Below are 16,523 nucleotides of genomic sequence, written 5' to 3' on the forward strand. Positions count from 1 at the left end.
CGGGGTCAGGCGTGCCGATGCGAGTGCCGGTTGCCGGTGACGACGCGGTAAAGGGCGAGCAGGATGAGGGAGCCGACGATCGCGGCGATCCACGTGGAGAGTTCGAAGAACCCGTCGATCGAGTCCACTCCGAAGATGACCTTGCCGAGCCAGCCGCCGAGCAGACCGCCGACGATACCGATGAGCATCGTGACGATGATGCCACCGGGGTCCTTGCCCGGCATCAGGGCCTTGGCGATGGCGCCGGCGAGGAGCCCGATGATGATCCAAGCAATGATGCCCATGGTGCGTCTCCGCTTCCTCGTATAAGGATTCTGTTAAGTCATCGGGTACGCCGATTCCGCCCGGCCAAACGTCTCCTTCTGATATCGGCTCTACGGGCCTTGATTCGAACGGGGTTGACGGGGCGCCTCAGCGAGAGCGGGTACGGTCCAGGGCCGTCACCGGTTGCTGTCCGCCTGCTGATCGGGAGTCATACGCGGGGCGAGACCCGCGGGCACGGCAGGGCATGAACCATCCCGTCCGCCGTGACAGCTTCCGGATCCGCTGTTCCATGGCCGCGGCGGGGTTCATGCGACCCGTGTTTCCAATATCGGAAACGCTACGTTGCATTCACTATTCCAGCAACGCTCTTTTTGCGACCACTCTTCGATGCTCACAGTTCAAAGCCAGCAACCATTGCAACAGCCTTGACGCTCAAACAACGGATCCATCCAACACGTTGCAATGGGATGAGAGTGCAGGGTGCGGGAGGCCGCTGTTCCGTACCCTGACGGCATGCGCATGCGTCCCACCTTGAGCTGGACCCCTGCCGAGGACCTGCCGCCGGGCACCACTGATCCCGAGCCGGTCGTCGAGGCGCTGCGCAGCGGCGGGGTACTGGTGCTCAGCGGCGCGGGCATCTCCACCGAATCAGGCATCCCCGACTACCGGGGCGAGGGAGGCAGCCTGAGCCGGCACACTCCGATGACCTACCAGGACTTCACCGCCACCCCCCAGGCCCGGCGCCGGTACTGGGCACGCAGCCACCTCGGCCGGCGCACCTTCGGCCGAGCCCGCCCCAACGCCGGGCACCGGGCCGTGGCTTCCTTCGGACGCCAGGGTCTTCTCTCGGGTGTCGTCACCCAGAACGTGGACGGCCTGCACCAGGCCGCCGGCAGCGAGGACGTCGTGGAACTGCACGGCACCCTGGACCGGGTCGTCTGCCTCTCCTGCGGCGCCTGCAGCCCGCGCCGCGAACTCGCCGTGCGGCTCGAGGAGGCCAACCCCGGGTTCGAGCCCGTGGCCGCGGGCATCAACCCCGACGGGGACGCCGATCTCACGGACGACCAGGTCGCGGGTTTCCGCGTGGTTCCCTGCACGGCGTGCGGCGGCATCCTCAAACCGGACGTCGTCTTCTTCGGCGAATCCGTACCGCCCCAGCGAGTGGAACAATGCCGCGAGTTGGTCCGTGCGGCGACCTCGCTGCTGGTCCTGGGTTCCTCCCTGACCGTGATGTCCGGCCTCAGATTCGTCCGCCAGGCGGCACAGGCCGGGAAACCGGTGCTGATCGTCAACCGGGATCAGACCCGCGGCGACCACCTCGCCCGTGTCAGGGTCTCTCTCCCGCTGGGCTCGACCTTGAGCGCCGTATCTCTGCGCCTGGGCATTCCCGTCGACTGAGCGGAGCGTGAAGGGCCGCGCCGCGGCGGGCCCGGTCATGCGTGCCCCGCGGCGTACGGCCCGACGGAGCCGGTGTGTGCTGGACAACCCCTCATGAGTCGACGGCGTGGGGCGTGTCACACCGCCCAAATCTCGCCTTAGTTGTCTGCATCACAGCGGAAATGTCCCTTTAGCATCCATGCTCGAACCGGATGACTGCCCCTGAAGTGGCGCTCATCCGCATTCCCTTGGGCGCGAACTTACAAAGTGACCCATGACACAGCACTCTCGGCATTCTCCCCGCCTCCCCTCGAAAGGTGCATCATCATGGCCGCATACCTCTGCCCGCCAGCCGTGATACACGGCGAGCACGCCGTGGTGACCAGCGAGATCGTGGCGGAGGTGAGCGACCGGCACCGGGGTGCGGCGTGGGCGCCGCGAATCGACGGCATCGCCGCGAGCACGGGCATCGAGACCCGCGGCTGGATGCTGCCTCTGGAGACCGCCGTCGCTCCCGGCAAGGGCAGCGGTCTGCACGCTGTCGGTATCGAGCCGGCCCAAGAGGCGCTCGCGCGTGAGGGGTTCGCCCAGCAGGACGTGGACCGAGCGATCGCCGCCCTGGAGTCCATACCCGCCCCGCAGACGGTCCAGGAGCGCACCGCGCCCGCCTGGGAGGCCGTGCAGTCCTACGGGGAGCGCGCGGCGCGCGGGGCCCTGCAGACAGCCGGGCTGGACGCAGCGGACGTCGACTGCCTGATCACCAGCCACTCCACCACCCCGGCGCTGCCGGGCCTGGACGTCGCCCTGGCCAACAGGCTGTCGCTGCGCAGCGACGCGATGCTGCTGCCGGCCACGCAGTGGGCGTGCATCGCGGGGACGCGTTCCCTGGCGCTGGCGGCGGAGCTGGTCGCCGCCGACCCCGACCGGGTGGTCCTGGTCGTCATCTCGGAGGCGCTGAGCACGACCTACCAGCCGGCGGACGACACGCTCGAGTCCCTGATCGTCCGGCTGCTGTTCGCGGACACCGCGGTCGCCGCGGTGGTCACGGGCCGCCCGAGGCCCGAGTCGGTGCTGCGGCTGGACGCGTCCTGGCACCACACCCTGCCCGGCACCCAGGACCTGCACCGTCTGGAGACCCGCGCGGACGGCACCCACTTCGTGATGGACCGGCGTGGACCGCGCGCCGTACAGGAGACGGTCACCGCGATGTGGGAGTGGCTGCGCACCCGGTACCAGGACGACCCTGACTCCTGGCACCCCGACGTACTGCTGGCGCACCCCGGGGGGACCCGCGTGCTGGAGTACATGGAGCAGACGATGCCCGAGGGATGGCCGTCGGGACTGCTGGACTACAGCCGGGACAGCTACACCACCGGCAACCGCGGAGGCGCGGCGGTGTTCGACATCCTGCGCCGGGCACACGACGCGGGCCGGCTGAAGGCGGGGCATCGCGCAGTTCTGTACGCGGCGGCACCCGGACTCAGCGCGACCGCGCTGGAGGGGCAGTGGCTGTAGTGCGATCGAGGGCGTCGTCCGCTCGGTCGGCAGGGGCGAGGCCGCCCGCCTGACGTGCCTTCGCCGCACTCACCGGGTCCGGCGGCCTCACCTCGCGACTTCCGCCCAGACGACCTTCCCGTTGTCCGTCCACCGCACTCCCCACCGGCTGGTGAGCCGGTGCACGATGCTCAGCCCACGGCCGCCGTTGTCGAGCAGGTCGCCACGCCTCAGGCGCGGCCTGCCGTTGCCGGTGTCGCCCACCTCGCACAGCAGGACGTGACCGGACCTGATCAGCCGTACCGTCACGGGACCGGTGGCGAAGCGCACCGCGTTCGTGACCAGCTCGCTGACCAGCAGCAGCGTCTTGTCCCGGGTGTCGTCCCTGGTGCCCCACTGCTTCAGCAGCTCGGCGACCCGCTCGCGGGCGTGGGCGGGGGCATCACTGCGCGCGGGCAGCCGCCAGGTCGCCGTGTCCCCCTTGCGGTAGCCGATCATCCGCGCGAGCAGCAGGGTCACGTCGTCGCGCTGGGGCGCCGGCGCGAGAGCGGAGACGACGTCGCGTGCCGTCTGCTGCAGGACGTCCCAGGGATGGATTGTGGAGACGACGTCCGCGAGCCGGTCGATGCCCTCGTCGATCGAGAGGGCGGGATCCTCCACCAGCCCGTCGGTGTACAGGGCGAGCACGGAGCCCGGTGGAACGCCGATCGTGTACACGTCGAACGGCTCGCGCAGCGCGAACTCGGCGCCCAGTCCCGGGTGAGGGCGGATCGAGGGCGCCCCGGCGTGTCCGTCCGGGGTGACCAGGATCGGGGGGAGATGGCCGGCGCTGGACAGGGTCACATGGTGGCCCACCGGGTCGTACAGGGCGATGCAGCAGGTCGACCCCAGGGCGCTGTAGCCGGCCGCCAGCCCGGACTCCGCGTCGTCCAGCAGCGTCACGGTCTCGTCCAGGTGTTCCAGTACCTGGTCGGGCGCGAGCCCCGCGGACAGCAGCGCCCGGGCCTCCATGCTCAGCTGGCCCATGGTCGCGGCGGCTCCCAGGCCGTGTCCGACGACGTCTCCGACCACGAGCGCGGTACGGCCGTCGGGCAGCGGGAAACTGTTCACCCAGTCGCCCCCGACACCGGCGCTGTCCGGGGTGGCGGGCTGGTAGACGCTGGCGATCTCGATCGTGTCGCCGCCGGACCGGGGCAGGAGCCGGCGCTGCAGGGCCAGCACCTGTGTGTGCTCACGCTGGTGCTGACGAGCCAGATCAACGTGGTGGGCGGTTCTGGCCACCAGTTCCTGCAGGTCGAACAGCTCGCTGTCGTGGAAGGGGCAGTCCGACCGCCGCCACACCTCCGCCACGCCCAGTACGACGGGCGGGGCGCCGTCCAGGACCAGGGGGATGCACGCCACGGCCGCCGACCGGCCACCGGGTACCAGGGCGCGTACCACTCGGGGACTGCCGAAGACGCGTTCGACCGCCTGGCGGTCGGGTATGACGATGGTCTGCGGGGCATCGTCCCGCAGGACCGCCTGGGCCAGCAGACGGCTGGCGTCGCCGGGAAGATCGTCGCCGGGGGTCATGTAGCCCTCGGGCCACACCCGGTCCGGGACCAGGGCCGCCCGCCGGAGGTGGATACGCCCCTGGGCCTTTCCGGTGACCCCCTCGCCCGTCCACACGGCGAAGTCGAGGTCTACGGCGGCGACGTCTCCCCAGGCCAGCAGGGACTCCGCCAGTGACTGTGCGGTCTCCCCGATGTCCAGCGAGGTGCCGATCGCGGTCTCGGCGGCGTAGAGGTGCAGCCTCCTGGCCATCGCGATCACGGAGACCGTCAGGCCCTCCTCCGGCGACGCGGCGGGCAGGATGCTCATCGACACGACCAGCTCGGATCCGTCGCACCGCCGCAGCCGCTGGATGCGGGCGACGTGCGCCTCACCGCTCTCCGCGACCTGCCGCAGCCTGCGGGTGACCGTCGGTACGTCGCCCGGGGGCAGGAGATCCACGAACGGTTTCCCGGCGTCGGCCTCCAGACCTGCGAACACGGGGGCGTCGAGGTTGCAGCGGGTGATGAGCAGATCAGAGTCCAGGTTGACCGCGCCGAGGATCTGCTCCTGCTGTCCGGCGGCCGGAGGGTCGGGAACACGCTGACGGGTGGCACGGTCGCCCCGCGGGTCGACCGCTGACGCTCCACCTTGCGGGATGTAGCGGCCAAGCGCGCGGCTGACCAGCTCGAACGCCGAGGAGGACGAGGGCGAGGGTGTGGAGTCCATGCGGCTCTCTCAGCATTCCCCGGCGTGGGTGCCAGGGCTTTGTTCGGACCCGTGCGGTGGGGCCCCGAGTCCCTGACCGCACACCTCATTGAATAACACCGGGGGCCGCTTCGCACACATCAGCGATCGCTCGAGCACCCGGGCACGGGGCGTCGGGCCTCCGTCCCGTGCTCAGAGCGAGGTCAGTGGCCGTGCATGAGCGATGAGCAGCGCGACATCGTCGTGGTCGGCGGGATGACGCAGTTCCCGGAGCAGCCGGTCGCAGGTTTCCTCCGCGGAGCGGCACGGCGGGGACAGCAGGCGCAGGAGCTCGGCCAGGCGCTTGTCGATGGGGTCGTCGCGGGTCTCGACCAGTCCGTCGGTGTACAGGACGAGCTGATCACCGGGGTTCATGTCGACGACGGAGGTCTCGAACGGACCGCTGCCGACTCCCAGCGGGGTGCCGGTGGGCAGGTCGAGCAGTTCGGGCGGTCGGCCGGCCCGCACCAGGACCGGGGGCAGATGGCCCGCGCAGGCCACCTGCAGGCGGCCGGCGTGCGGATCGTGGACGGCGTACACGCACGTGGCGATGTACGGGTCCAGCCCCTGTGTGATCTTGTCGAGGTGGGTGAGGATGCGGCTAGGCGCGAGGTCGAGGTCGGCGAGGGTGGAGGTCGCGGTACGCAAGCGGCCCATGGCGGTGGCCGCCGGGATCCCGCTGCCCATGACGTCGCCCACGGCCAGGGCGGTCCGGTCGCCGCTGAGCGGGATGATGTCGTACCAGTCGCCGCCGACCTCGCTGAAGGCCTGCGCGGGCCGGTACCGGGCGGCGATCTCCAGGCCGGGACGGCGCGGCGAGGGGCGGGGCAGCAGACTGCGCTGCAGGGTCTCGGCGGCGCTGCGGATGTGCTGGTGCAGGATGGCGTTGTCGATGCTCAGCGCCGCGGAGGAGGCCAGCTCGCAGGCGAGGGTGAGATCGTCCTCGTCGAAGGGCTGCGGGTTGCGGGCGCGGGCCAGGCCCATCACGCCGATGATCTGTCCGCGGGCGATGAGGGGGACGGCCATGTCGGTGTGGACACCGGCCTCGGCGAGCAGTCCGGCCGCGGCGTCGTCGGCCGCGATACGGCTGAGCTCACCGCTGTCGAGGTGGGTGATCAGCAGCGGTTTGCGGGTGCGCAGGCAGTGGGCTGCCGGATGGTCGGCGTGGTAGGCGGTGAGGTGGCCGGGCTGGATGATCGCCTCGGAGGCCCCGGTGGGGTAGGCGGTCTTCACCGCCAGCGCCCGGAACAGCGCCGGGCCGTCTCCGCGGTCCGGGCGACCCTTCCGCAGGACGGAGTCCAGGATGTCCACCGCGATCATGTCGGCGAGGTCGGGCACCAGGACGTCGGCGAGTTCCTGGGCGGTCCGCTCCACCTCCAGGGTGGTCCCGATGCGCGCCGATCCGTCGGCCATCAGGCGCAGGCGCTGCTGGGCCCGGTCGGCTTGCCTGGCCGCCTCGTACCGGTCGGTGACGTCCACCACCACGTTGGCGATCCCCAGCACGTGCCCGCTCTGGTCCTCCAGCCGGTAGAGCGACACGGCCCAGGCGTGGTCGTGGTCCGGGTCGGCCCGGGTCCGGCCCACCACCTGTTCGTCCACCATGGGCAGTCCGGTCGCCAGGACCTCCCGCATCTGGTTCTCCGCGGTCATGAAGGGCGCGCCGGGCAGGATCTCCCGGAAGTGGCGGCCCACGTGGTCCGCCTCGGGGACGCCGTGCATCGAGGCCAGGGCACCGTTGACCGCCACGTAGCGCAACTCGGTGTCCAGGACGGACAGTCCGATCGGCGCCTGGGTGACCAGTTGGCTGGAGAGGGCCACGTTGCGCTCCACGTGCCGGACCGTGGCCCGGTCGGTGGCGAGCCCGAGCGCGTAGTGATCGCCGAGGTTGTCCGTGAGCCGCATGTTGCGGAACTCGACCGTCCGGGTGCTGCCGTCCTTGAGCCGGACGGGGAACGGCCCGGCCCAGCCCCGGCCGGTCGCCATCACCTCGGCGAACAGCCCCCTGCCCGCTTTCCGGTGTTCGGGGTGGAGCAGGAGAGCGGCCGCGTACTGCCCGACCGCTTCGTCACCGGTGTAGCCGAACAGCTCCTCGGCCTGCGGACTCCACATGTCGATCCGGCCGTCGGCCTCCACCAGCACCGCGGCGACACCCAGCAGGTCCATCAGCCCGCTCGGGTCGGATGCCGGATCCTGCCAATCACCCGCCCGCTCCGGAGGCTGGCTCGCTCGGCTCATCACATCGCCCCTCAGGCCTTCGACCCCACGGCGCACCCGTCTGCCCGAGCAGATGCGCACGGCGGCCGGTGACAGGCCGGCAGCCGTTCACGATCCGGGTCCGGCTCGCAGGTCGGTCCTTACCCGTACAGCCTTCCACAGGTCTCGGTTCCGCCCGAGGAGATCATGGTCCGCCGGGGTCGGTCTCTTCGGATCGGTCCGGCGCGTGAGGTCCGGCTCCTGGGTGCCGCACAGCAGCCGTGGTGGCCCCTCGGGCGTCGGGGTGGGTGGCCGTCGGCAGCCCACCCTGCGGGGCGGGGAGCCGGCGTCCGAGGCGTGCGAGCGGGGACAGGGCCATGACGACGGGCGACAGCATCATGCCTGCGGCGGTCACCAGCAGGCCGGTACGCAGCCCCCACTCCCCCGCGAGGAATCCGCCGGCCATGGACCCGACCGGGGTCAGCCCCATGCCCGCCCACGTGATCGTCGCCGCCGCCCGGCCCTGCATCCCGTCCGGGGTGACGGCCTGCCGGACGGCCATGAGCGTGACATTCACCAGCTGGCCGCCCAAGCCGAACACGAAGCCCACCGCGAGGAGCACGGGGACCGTGACGGCCGAGGAGCCGTCCAGCGCGGGCACGCACAGGAACACGCCGTCTCCGAGGACCGCCGCACACATGACCACCGGGCCGTGACCGAACCGGCCGGGCAGGCGGGCTGCCAGCAGCGAGCCCAGGAGCGCACCCGGGCCCGCCGCCGCGCGAGCCAGTCCCACGACGGTGCCCGACAGGTGCAGTTCGCGGGGCAGGAACAGGAGGTAGACGGTCATCATGGCCGCGAAGGAGAACTGGAACGCTGCCGAGGCCAGGCATACGGATCTGAGGAAGGTGTCGCCGGCGACGAAGCGCAGGCCCTCATGGACCTGCCGCCGGACCCGCGGGGGCTTGTCCTGACGGGGCGGCATCGATTCGGCTCGGCGGATGCGCCGGATCGACAGGAACGACAACGCGAAGAACAGCGCGCCGCAGGCGGCGGCGAGGGGTGCCGACAGCAGGGAGACCAGCGCACCGCCGAGAGCGGGACCGCCGGTCTGCGCCGCGGACCTGCTGCCCTCGAGGGCGCTGTTGCCCCGCACCAGTCGGTCGCGTTCCACCAGTCGCACGAGGGACGCCTGGTACGCCACGTCGAAGAACACGGACAGGGCCCCGACGGTGAAGGTGAGCGCGAGCAGGCTCGGCATGCCCAGGTGGCCGACGAGGGCGGCCAGGGCGACAGCGCCCAGGGCCAGGGCCCGGCCGGTGTCGGAGAGCACCATCGTCGTGCGGGTACGCCATCTGTCGACCCACGCGCCGACGAACAGCGAGAGCAGCAGGATCGGCGCCTGCCCGACCGCTCGGAGGACGCCCAGCAGGCCGGCACCGGCGTCCAGCGTCAGGACGGCAAGGAGCGGCAGAATCACCAGAGTTGCGTGTTCGCCGACTTGGGATGCCGTCTGACCCCACCAGAGTCTGCGGAAGTCGGCGTCCCGCCACAGACCGGACGGAGCGGGTCGGCCGGAACCGGACGCGTCGGAAGCATCTGAAGAAGAGGAGGCGGAGGAAGCGGACGGCACGGTTTCCCTCGTGTTGCCGGCAACGAGGCCCGCCACCGAGCACGGCGAAGGTGCTTCGGCGGTTTCGGGCAGGAGAAGGCTCGCTGTGCCGCAACATCAGAGGCAGCACGCGATGACAGGCCGTCACACGGCCTACGACGTCAACGCGCGCTCGGGAAACCGGGCATGTCTCATCTCCTCGTGGTGACCAGGGGCCAAACCCTAACCGGACGGGGGCCGGTACGGAAGGCGGCGGCCTTGGAGGCGGTTGCGGGGTCGAGCGGCGTCAGAACGTAGTAGTCCGCCCGCAGCCATCGGGCGCGTGTCCCGGCCGTGGTCCAGTATCCGGCCATCGGGGCTGATCACACTGGGCGCATGTCCGATGCGTCCCCGGTCCTCACGGCCGATGCCCGGCGGGTGGCCGTCATGACCGTGCTCACCGTGCCGGCGGGTGCCGTCGACGCCGTGAGCTTTCTGACCATGGGAAAGGTGTTCTGCGCGCTGGAGACCGGCAACGTGCTCTTCCTGTCCTTCGCGCTCGCCGGGGAGGGTGACGTTCCCGTGGCGCGGCCCGCCACGGCGATCGGCGCGTTCATGGTCGGGGCGGCCGTCGCGGATGTCGTGCTGAAACGCCTCGCGCGACGCAGGGGCCGTGGTTCGCGGCCGGACTCGTCTGCGAGGGCGCCCTGCTGGTGTGCGCCGGTGCGCTGGCCCTCGCGGAACACGGCACCGGATCCGTTCCCGCCGATGAAGACCGTGGGGTCGTCGCACTCGTCGCGCCGGCCATGGGAGTACGCGCCTCCACCATCCTGCGTGTCCACGTGCCGGGCATGCCGACGTTGCTGAGTCAGACGGCCATCGCCGAGCTCATCAACGACGTGCTGAGACGCCCCCGGGCAGCGCTGCGCGGGATGACGGCGAAGCAGCGGCTGGCCAGGACACGCTGGACGGCCACCGTGGGCGGACTCTTCACCGGCGGTGTGCTCGGCACGCTGTTGCTGGTGCCGCTGGGCACGGGGCGAGCGCTGCTCGTCATCGCGGCGGTGGTGCTGCTCCTCGCGGTGGCGGGCACGGTCGCACCACCCGGTGGGACGGAACCGGCCAAGGCCGGTTGAGGGGGGCGGGCGAAGCCGTCGGCTTGGCAAGAGTCGAGGTCGGCCCCGGATTCGCGCTCCCACTGCCGCGTCGGCAGGATGTGGGCCATGACCGAGATCCGCACACCCCGTCTCCTGCTGCGCCGATGGCTCGACGACGACCTCGTCCCGCTGTCCGAGATCCACGCCGATCCGGTGGTGATGCGACGCGTCGGCGACGGCTCGCCGCGCTCCCTGGAGCAGACCGCCGAGGACATCGAGGCCTGGGAGGAGGAGTGGGACGAGGAAGGCTTCGGGGTGTTCGCCGTCGAGCTCCTGGGATCCGGTGAGCTGGCGGGCGCCGTCGGTCTCTCCGTGGCTGACGCGCCGGCCGGGATCTCCGGCCAGGTCGCGATCGGCTGGCGGCTCGGGCGGGTGTTCTGGGGGCAGGGATACGCCTCGGAAGCGGCGCACGCCACCCTGGAGTTCGCCGTGCAGGACCGCGGCCTCGACCGGGTGGTGGCCGTCTGCCGGACGAGCGACAGGGCTTCCGCGAACGTACTCGACAAGCTGGGCATGCAGACGGAGGGAGCAGCCCGGCATCCGGACCACGACCACGACCTCGCGATCTACGGCATCGACCTGACGCAGTACCAGGGATAGAGCCCGGCTGGTGCGGACGGCCGGGCGGCGTGTGCTTGGGCGAGCACGGCACCGGCTGCGGGGACCTCAGGGCCGTCGGCCGTTGCGCCCGGCCGCGTCGAGCAGAGGGCCCAGCTCCTGGGCCACGGTCGTCAGGGCCCGCACGTCCTGCTCGGCGCGAGCCAGGAGGATCGCGCCCTCAAGGCTGCTGATCATGAGCGTGGACAGCGCGCCGGCCCGTTTCTCGGGCACGCCCATCCCGGCGAGGGCCGCGGCGACGGCACCCGTCCACGTCGCGAAGGCCGCGGATGCGGCCGTCCGCGTGGAGGGGACCGACTCCGCGCAGTCCACCGTGGCGGCCGCCACCGGGCATCCGCCCGCGAAGCCGGCCGTCTCGTACTCGTCGGTCCATTGACGGACCATCTCGGCGAAGAGTCCGCTCGGCGTCGGCTCGGGCAGCGCGGCCAGGAACCGGGCGACACGGCCTGCCGCGTATCCGCCTGCCCATCCCACCGCCTCGTCGACCAGCTGCGTCTTGCCACCGGGGAAGTAGTGCTGGAGGGATCCGCGTGGTGCTGCGGCGTCGACGGCCACCTCGCGCATTCCGGTGGAGTGGACTCCGTCACGGCGAATGAGCTGGGCCGCGCTGAAGACCATCCGCTCGCGCGGCCCCCGTTCCGCCTTCGCCATCGCCGGTCTCCGTCCGCTCGCTCACGCCTCGTTCCCGGGTCGTCAGTCTATGACCGCGGTCATAAACACAGCTACTATGACCGCGGTCATAGTCGAGGGTGAAGGCGGCGGCTCGACCCCGGGCCGGGGAAGGCGGTACCTCATGTACGTCGGTTTCATCGGTCTGGGGGTCATGGGGCAGCCCATGGCACTGAACCTCGCCCGGGCCGGAACACGTCTGGTGGTCTGGAACCGCACTCCCGAGCGAGGTGAGGTGCTGCGCGCCGCCGGTGCCGAGGTGGCGGCGGACACCGCAGAGGTCTTCCGGCGGGCGGCGACCGTGTTCCTCATGCTGGCCGACGAGGAGGCCGTGGACGCGGTGCTGGGGCGTGGCACACCGGACTTCGCCCGGCGCGTGGCCGGGCACGCCGTCGTCCACATGGGCACGACCTCGGCCGCGTACTCCCACGGCCTCCAGGAGGATGTCCGGGCCGCGGGCGGGCGTTACGTCGAGGCCCCGGTCTCCGGCAGCCGAGTCCCGGCCGAGCGCGGCGAACTGGTGGGGATGCTGGCGGGCGAAGACGAGGCCTTGGCGGCCGTACGGCCCCTGCTCACTCCGATGTGCCGTGAGACGTTCGCGTGCGGAGCCGTCCCGGGCGCGCTGCTGCTGAAATTCTCGGTGAACCTGTTTCTCATCACCCTGGTCACTGGTCTGGCCGAGGCATTCCATTTCGCCGAGCGGCACGGGCTCGACCAGCATCTCCTCCGGGACGTCCTGGACGCAGGCCCCATGGCCAGTGCCGTCTCCCGGGGCAAGGGGCCCAAGCTGCTGCAGCGTGACTTCTCCGTCCAGGCGGCCGCCGCGGACGTCCTGAAGAACAACCGCCTGATCGCCGAGGCAGCCCGCGCGGCAGAACTGACGTCGCCTCTCCTCGACGTGTGTCACGCCCTGTACGACGAGACCGTCCGGCAGGGCCACGGTGACGAGGACATGGTGGCCGTCCTGCGCGCCTTGGAGGCCCGGACCGCGGAGGGGCGACGCTGCTGAACGACGTCGATTCAGGTCCGCATCCCGAACAGGAGACGTGTCACACGCGTTCTGCGCACCAGCAGTTCGCAGGCGGCCAGGGTCAGGGCGAGGGACATCTCCACTGATGTCTCCGGCCCCTGCGCGGTGACTGCGTGGGCGTCGCCATGCCGCGTCCTCCCCCGACTCGCATGCGTGGCACCCGTGGTGGCGGGGAGGATCGTCGAGGACCATACCCGCGCACGCGAGGCGGTCGAGGGTGTGAGGTCAGGCGTGGGACAGCGCGAAGGAGACCAGGAAGCCGCTTACCGTGACCAGGCCGATCGCCAGCTGGGCCTCCTGGAACGCCTCGGGGATCATCGTGTCGGCGATCATGGCCAGGATCGCACCGGCGGCCACGGCCGTCACCCCCGCGATCACCGTGGACGAGAAGCCGCCCAGGACGGCGTACCCGAGGACGGCGGACACGGTGCTCGCGGCCGCGATGGCTCCCCACACGGCGAAGACGTAGCCCTTGCCGCGTCCGGCCTTCTTCATTCCGGCCGAGCTGGACAGACCTTCCGGGATGTTGCTGATGAACACGGCCGCGACGGTCACGAGGCTGACCGCCCCACCGTTGAGCAGGCTGACGCCGATCACCGCCGACTCGGGCACTCCGTCCAGCAACGCGCCCAGCGCCAGCGCCAGGCCCGAGCCGCTCTGCTGCTCCTCGGACGGCTGCGTCTGGTCCGTGTGATGGCCCGACCGCTTGCGATGGCGGGCGCCTCGGCCGGCCAGCCGGAGATTGCCTCCCGTGTAGGCCGCCGCTCCGGCCAGTGTCCCCACGGCCGCCGGGCCCAGCCCGCCCTGTTCATAGGCCTCGCCGACCAGTTCGAAGGAGACGGCCGAGAGAAGCACGCCGGCACCGAAGGCCATCACCAGCGCGATGACCTTCTGCGACACGCGCACCCCGTAGCCGATCACCGCTCCCAGCAGGAGAGCACTTCCTGCCAGCAACCCCCAACCACCTGCTTGGATCACCTCGGACATGCCGCGCGTGTACCCACGAGAGCGTGATGGGCACCTCGCGGCCGGACGGGCCCCTGGACGAGCAGGAACACACCCCTGCTACGCGTCAGCGGGAAGGTCGAGCAGCCGGCACGTCAGCACCCGCTCACCGGCCCCGTGACCTCCGTCTCCGCCTGCCTCCACCCTGTACAGGCGAGCCTGCGGTGTCGTGGTGACCGCGTCTTCAAGACGTCCGTCCACGAACAGGGCCCCCACGCCGTCCTCGAGCGCCCACCCAGGGGGAAGCATCCCGGCAGCCACGGCCTCCCGGTAGGACGTGCGGCGTCCCGGTTCGCTGTCGTAGTGCGGGCATACCGACCCCGGCAGGAGGCCCAGTCCGTCCCGCAGGAAGGTCAGAGGGCCGAAGGAATCGGTGTGCGAGCCCTCGGCCCAGCAGTTGGCGCCTGCACTGATTCCGCACAGCAGCGTCCCGCGGTCGTAGGCGTCGCGCAGTATCCGGTCGACTCCGTGCGTGCGCCACACCGCCAGCAGGTTCGCGGTGTTGCCACCGCCCACGTAGATGACGTCCTGGCCGAGCAGAAACACCCGCAGAGCCTCGTCGTCCAGTTCTCGACGGAACAGCGGCAGGACGGATGGCTCGCAGTCGCGTGACGCGAACGCCCGCAAGAACTGATCGATGTACGCCGGCGCGTCGCCGCTGGCCGTGGGGACGAAGCACACCTTGGGGCGCTCACTCCTCGCGTGGTCGAGCAGCCAGTCGTCCAGTAGGCCGTCCTCGTCCGTCGAAAAGCCTCCCCCCAGGAGGGCCACCCGACGAACGGCCGCAACCACCACCAGTGCCTCCCGAAACGTGGGGACGGTGAAACGAGTTGTGAGCACAGTGCCGTGGGGCGCGGCCCGTCGGCAACCGGATTGCGGCCTGCCCGCCCTGTCCCTGCCGCGGCAGTCATTACTGGTGCGGGATCGAGGCCCCGCACGCTCACCCCGGCACCGTCCGGCTTGCCCCGGGCGACTTCCGCCGTTCGGGGGATTCGAGATCACGTGTGGTGGTCACAGCGATGAGTTCTGCGAGCGCGCCGGGTCCATGAGTGCAACGGTCGCGCAGAACGCCCGGCGAAATCAGATCACCGCTTCCCCCACACACCGGTCAACCGCCCGCAAGGAGATCGACATGGCCGCCACCTACACCTTCGACGTCTTCTCCAGCCTCGACGGCTACGGCGCCGCTCGCGCGGACTGGACCGGCTACTGGGGCAAGCAGGGACCCGAGCTGCTCGACCACCGCTTCGCCCAGTACGGCGAGGAGCAGCGGATGGTCTACGGGGCCAACACCTTTCGGACCTTCATGCAGATGCTGGCCACGAGCACCGAGGGGTCCGACGTGCGGGACCCGTGGGTGACGCGGATGAGGAACCTTCCGGCGACCGTGGTGTCGAGGACACTCGAAGGCCCTCTCGACTGGCCGGACGCGACCGTCGTGCACGGTGACGCCGTCGAGGTCGTCGCCCGGCTGAAGGAGGAGTCCGATGTGCCGCTGCGTTCGCACGGCAGCCTGTCGTTGAACCGGGCGCTGATGGCCGCCGGGCTGGTCGACCGCTTGCAGGTGACGCTCTTTCCCGTCATCACCGGCCGGACCGGGCTGGACCCGGTCTTCCGGGATGCGGCGGACTTCGACCTGGAGCTGGTCGAGCACCGGACGCTCGACGGACACATCCAGGAGCTCGTCTACCGCCCCACGCTGCATTGACCCCGCCTGCGCCGGCGGCTCCGGCGGCCTGTCTCAGGCGTTGGCGTGGCGACGCCACGCCGTCCTGCGCGGTGCCGCGTGGTGCACGGGCTCGTCCGGCTGGTCGGCCTGCCGGCGCCTCAGCCACAGAGACGTCATGGCCAGCAGCGAGGCGAACACCACCAGGAGCGCCACCGACACCCACATCTGCCTGCTCCCCGGGTCGGTCCATCCCACCGACGCGGTGGCAGCGGCCCACATGACGGCTCCTCCGGTGTAGAAGGCGCGCATCCGGCGCAGTTGCCGCAGGGCTCGTACGGACTCAGCGTGATCAGTTTCCGAAGCCATGCCGACGCAGGTACCCCGATCCGCGCCGCCTATCAGCCTTCCGACGAACGATGGCGTGCCGCATCGCGTCCCGTTCGGAGATCGCGGCACGGGCAGGGTTGACGGCTGGTCGGGTTCCTCCGCGTTCTACAGTCCAGCCGCCTGGATCAGCAACGCCCGCTCGTCCTCCCCCAGGTCAAGGCCGGCCAGCAGTTCGCCGTCGGCCAGGAGACGCCGCACCCATGCCGCGTCGGCGACGAACGCCGCGCGGCACAGGGCCCGTTCAGGGTGGTCCTCCTCGGGGCCGCTGACCGCCGTGTCCCACGGGCTGTCCGGATTCGTCGGTGCGGACAGGGCCGCGGCCACGAGCACGAGCCCGAACAGCTCGTCGCGGCGCGGAGTCGACGGGTCGGCGGCCAGTCGCAGCAGGTACGGGACGACCGCCGGCATCGTGGCGCTGATGGACATCGGTCCCGACATCACGAGCCAGTCCAGCGCTCGTTCGGCCATCTCGGCCGCAGCCGGATCGAGCAGCCCGCGCAGGACGACCGGGACGTGGACCGGACAGCCGGGGATGGACGACCACGCCACGTCCTCGCACCCTTCGAGTGCCGGGTGCGGAGCAGCCCCTTGCGTCAGATGTGGGTGGGCCGCCGTCAGAGCCGCTGTCGTGGCCACCGCCGCGGCCTCGTGATCCACTCTGCACACCGGCGTGCCTCCAAGCCGATCGATGTTCACAGTGAAAGTGCTGACATCATCCTGCCCGGTCGGGATGGGTGCCGGCCCAATGGTGTTCGCTGGTGTGCAGGGTGGCTCGCCACCAGGCGGCCAGAC

General features: G+C 70.9%; 15 protein-coding genes and 1 pseudogene. 7 read left to right on the forward strand and 9 right to left on the reverse strand.

Going from position 1 to position 16,523, the window contains the following annotated elements; genetic code table 11:
* Window positions 1-5: 5 nt before the first annotated feature.
* Window positions 6-284, reverse strand: coding sequence for a GlsB/YeaQ/YmgE family stress response membrane protein (locus ACFCXS_RS34110; RefSeq protein ID WP_344456246.1), 279 nt, complete (start codon window positions 282-284; stop codon window positions 6-8).
* Between the two features lie 493 nt (window positions 285-777).
* Here ACFCXS_RS34110 and ACFCXS_RS34115 point away from each other — a divergent pair, with 493 nt between their 5' ends.
* Entirely contained in the window at window positions 778-1,662 is an 885-nt protein-coding gene (locus ACFCXS_RS34115; RefSeq protein WP_376647241.1) for an NAD-dependent protein deacetylase, read from the forward strand.
* Window positions 1,663-1,968: 306 nt separating this feature from the next.
* Window positions 1,969-3,156, forward strand: a complete 1,188-nt coding sequence (locus ACFCXS_RS34120) for a type III polyketide synthase (protein ID WP_376647242.1) — start codon at window positions 1,969-1,971, stop codon at window positions 3,154-3,156.
* Between the two features lie 87 nt (window positions 3,157-3,243).
* Here the strand turns inward: ACFCXS_RS34120 and ACFCXS_RS34125 are convergent, their stop codons facing one another.
* The 3 genes from ACFCXS_RS34125 to ACFCXS_RS34135 form a co-directional block, all read right to left on the reverse strand.
* A complete protein-coding gene (locus tag ACFCXS_RS34125; RefSeq protein ID WP_376647243.1) occupies window positions 3,244-5,394 on the reverse strand; it encodes a SpoIIE family protein phosphatase in 2,151 nt (716 codons plus the stop codon).
* Window positions 5,395-5,565: 171 nt separating this feature from the next.
* The gene (locus tag ACFCXS_RS34130) at window positions 5,566-7,647 is read right to left on the reverse strand and encodes a SpoIIE family protein phosphatase (RefSeq protein ID WP_376647244.1); all 2,082 of its coding nucleotides are present in this window, start codon (window positions 7,645-7,647) and stop codon (window positions 5,566-5,568) included.
* A 163-nt stretch (window positions 7,648-7,810) separates the two neighbouring features.
* The gene (locus ACFCXS_RS34135; RefSeq protein ID WP_376647245.1) at window positions 7,811-9,238 is read right to left on the reverse strand and encodes an MFS transporter; all 1,428 of its coding nucleotides are present in this window, start codon (window positions 9,236-9,238) and stop codon (window positions 7,811-7,813) included.
* Between the two features lie 405 nt (window positions 9,239-9,643).
* Between ACFCXS_RS34135 and ACFCXS_RS34140 the strand changes: the two are divergent.
* From ACFCXS_RS34140 to ACFCXS_RS34150, 3 genes and pseudogenes are all read left to right on the forward strand, one after another.
* A pseudogene (locus ACFCXS_RS34140) lies at window positions 9,644-9,844 on the forward strand (DUF1275 family protein); the annotation flags it as partial.
* Window positions 9,845-9,909: 65 nt separating this feature from the next.
* On the forward strand, window positions 9,910-10,332 hold the full coding sequence (locus tag ACFCXS_RS34145) for a DUF1275 family protein (RefSeq protein WP_376647246.1): 423 nt from the start codon (window positions 9,910-9,912) through the stop codon (window positions 10,330-10,332).
* A gap of 87 nt (window positions 10,333-10,419) precedes the next feature.
* Window positions 10,420-10,953 (forward strand): GNAT family N-acetyltransferase, encoded by a 534-nt coding sequence (locus ACFCXS_RS34150; RefSeq protein ID WP_376647247.1) that lies wholly within the window; start codon window positions 10,420-10,422, stop codon window positions 10,951-10,953.
* A gap of 66 nt (window positions 10,954-11,019) precedes the next feature.
* Here the strand turns inward: ACFCXS_RS34150 and ACFCXS_RS34155 are convergent, their stop codons facing one another.
* Window positions 11,020-11,622: a TetR/AcrR family transcriptional regulator gene (locus ACFCXS_RS34155; RefSeq protein ID WP_376647248.1), complete on the reverse strand. Its 603-nt coding sequence runs from the start codon at window positions 11,620-11,622 to the stop codon at window positions 11,020-11,022.
* Between the two features lie 142 nt (window positions 11,623-11,764).
* Between ACFCXS_RS34155 and ACFCXS_RS34160 the strand changes: the two genes are divergently transcribed.
* On the forward strand, window positions 11,765-12,649 hold the full coding sequence (locus ACFCXS_RS34160) for an NAD(P)-dependent oxidoreductase (protein ID WP_376647249.1): 885 nt from the start codon (window positions 11,765-11,767) through the stop codon (window positions 12,647-12,649).
* A gap of 246 nt (window positions 12,650-12,895) precedes the next feature.
* Here the strand turns inward: ACFCXS_RS34160 and ACFCXS_RS34165 are convergent, their stop codons facing one another.
* The gene (locus ACFCXS_RS34165) at window positions 12,896-13,657 is read right to left on the reverse strand and encodes a ZIP family metal transporter (RefSeq protein ID WP_376647250.1); all 762 of its coding nucleotides are present in this window, start codon (window positions 13,655-13,657) and stop codon (window positions 12,896-12,898) included.
* 78 nt (window positions 13,658-13,735) lie between these two features.
* A complete protein-coding gene (locus ACFCXS_RS34170; RefSeq protein WP_376647251.1) occupies window positions 13,736-14,446 on the reverse strand; it encodes a Type 1 glutamine amidotransferase-like domain-containing protein in 711 nt (236 codons plus the stop codon).
* A 361-nt stretch (window positions 14,447-14,807) separates the two neighbouring features.
* Here ACFCXS_RS34170 and ACFCXS_RS34175 point away from each other — a divergent pair, with 361 nt between their 5' ends.
* On the forward strand, window positions 14,808-15,383 hold the full coding sequence (locus ACFCXS_RS34175; RefSeq protein WP_376647252.1) for a dihydrofolate reductase family protein: 576 nt from the start codon (window positions 14,808-14,810) through the stop codon (window positions 15,381-15,383).
* Between the two features lie 33 nt (window positions 15,384-15,416).
* Here ACFCXS_RS34175 and ACFCXS_RS34180 read toward each other — a convergent pair whose 3' ends face one another.
* Window positions 15,417-15,710: a hypothetical protein gene (locus ACFCXS_RS34180; protein ID WP_376647253.1), complete on the reverse strand. Its 294-nt coding sequence runs from the start codon at window positions 15,708-15,710 to the stop codon at window positions 15,417-15,419.
* A 126-nt stretch (window positions 15,711-15,836) separates the two neighbouring features.
* Window positions 15,837-16,280: a hypothetical protein gene (locus tag ACFCXS_RS34185; protein ID WP_376647254.1), complete on the reverse strand. Its 444-nt coding sequence runs from the start codon at window positions 16,278-16,280 to the stop codon at window positions 15,837-15,839.
* Window positions 16,281-16,523 lie beyond the last annotated feature (243 nt).

The sequence above is a fragment of the Streptomyces sp. NPDC056373 genome (assembly GCF_042262425.1).
Lineage (GTDB): Bacteria > Actinomycetota > Actinomycetes > Streptomycetales > Streptomycetaceae > Streptomyces.

Bases quoted from the DNA above. Each gene is read 5' to 3' on its own strand.
- ACFCXS_RS34110 (WP_344456246.1), bottom strand. From the start codon at position 284: ATGGGCATCATTGCTTGGATCATCATCGGGCTCCTCGCCGGCGCCATC.
- ACFCXS_RS34115 (WP_376647241.1), top strand. From the start codon at position 778: ATGCGCATGCGTCCCACCTTGAGCTGGACCCCTGCCGAGGACCTGCCG.
- ACFCXS_RS34120 (WP_376647242.1), top strand. From the start codon at position 1,969: ATGGCCGCATACCTCTGCCCGCCAGCCGTGATACACGGCGAGCACGCC.
- ACFCXS_RS34125 (WP_376647243.1), bottom strand. From the start codon at position 5,394: ATGGACTCCACACCCTCGCCCTCGTCCTCCTCGGCGTTCGAGCTGGTC.
- ACFCXS_RS34130 (WP_376647244.1), bottom strand. From the start codon at position 7,647: ATGAGCCGAGCGAGCCAGCCTCCGGAGCGGGCGGGTGATTGGCAGGAT.
- ACFCXS_RS34150 (WP_376647247.1), top strand. From the start codon at position 10,420: ATGACCGAGATCCGCACACCCCGTCTCCTGCTGCGCCGATGGCTCGAC.
- ACFCXS_RS34155 (WP_376647248.1), bottom strand. From the start codon at position 11,622: ATGGCGAAGGCGGAACGGGGGCCGCGCGAGCGGATGGTCTTCAGCGCG.
- ACFCXS_RS34160 (WP_376647249.1), top strand. From the start codon at position 11,765: ATGTACGTCGGTTTCATCGGTCTGGGGGTCATGGGGCAGCCCATGGCA.
- ACFCXS_RS34165 (WP_376647250.1), bottom strand. From the start codon at position 13,657: ATGTCCGAGGTGATCCAAGCAGGTGGTTGGGGGTTGCTGGCAGGAAGT.
- ACFCXS_RS34175 (WP_376647252.1), top strand. From the start codon at position 14,808: ATGGCCGCCACCTACACCTTCGACGTCTTCTCCAGCCTCGACGGCTAC.
- ACFCXS_RS34180 (WP_376647253.1), bottom strand. From the start codon at position 15,710: ATGGCTTCGGAAACTGATCACGCTGAGTCCGTACGAGCCCTGCGGCAA.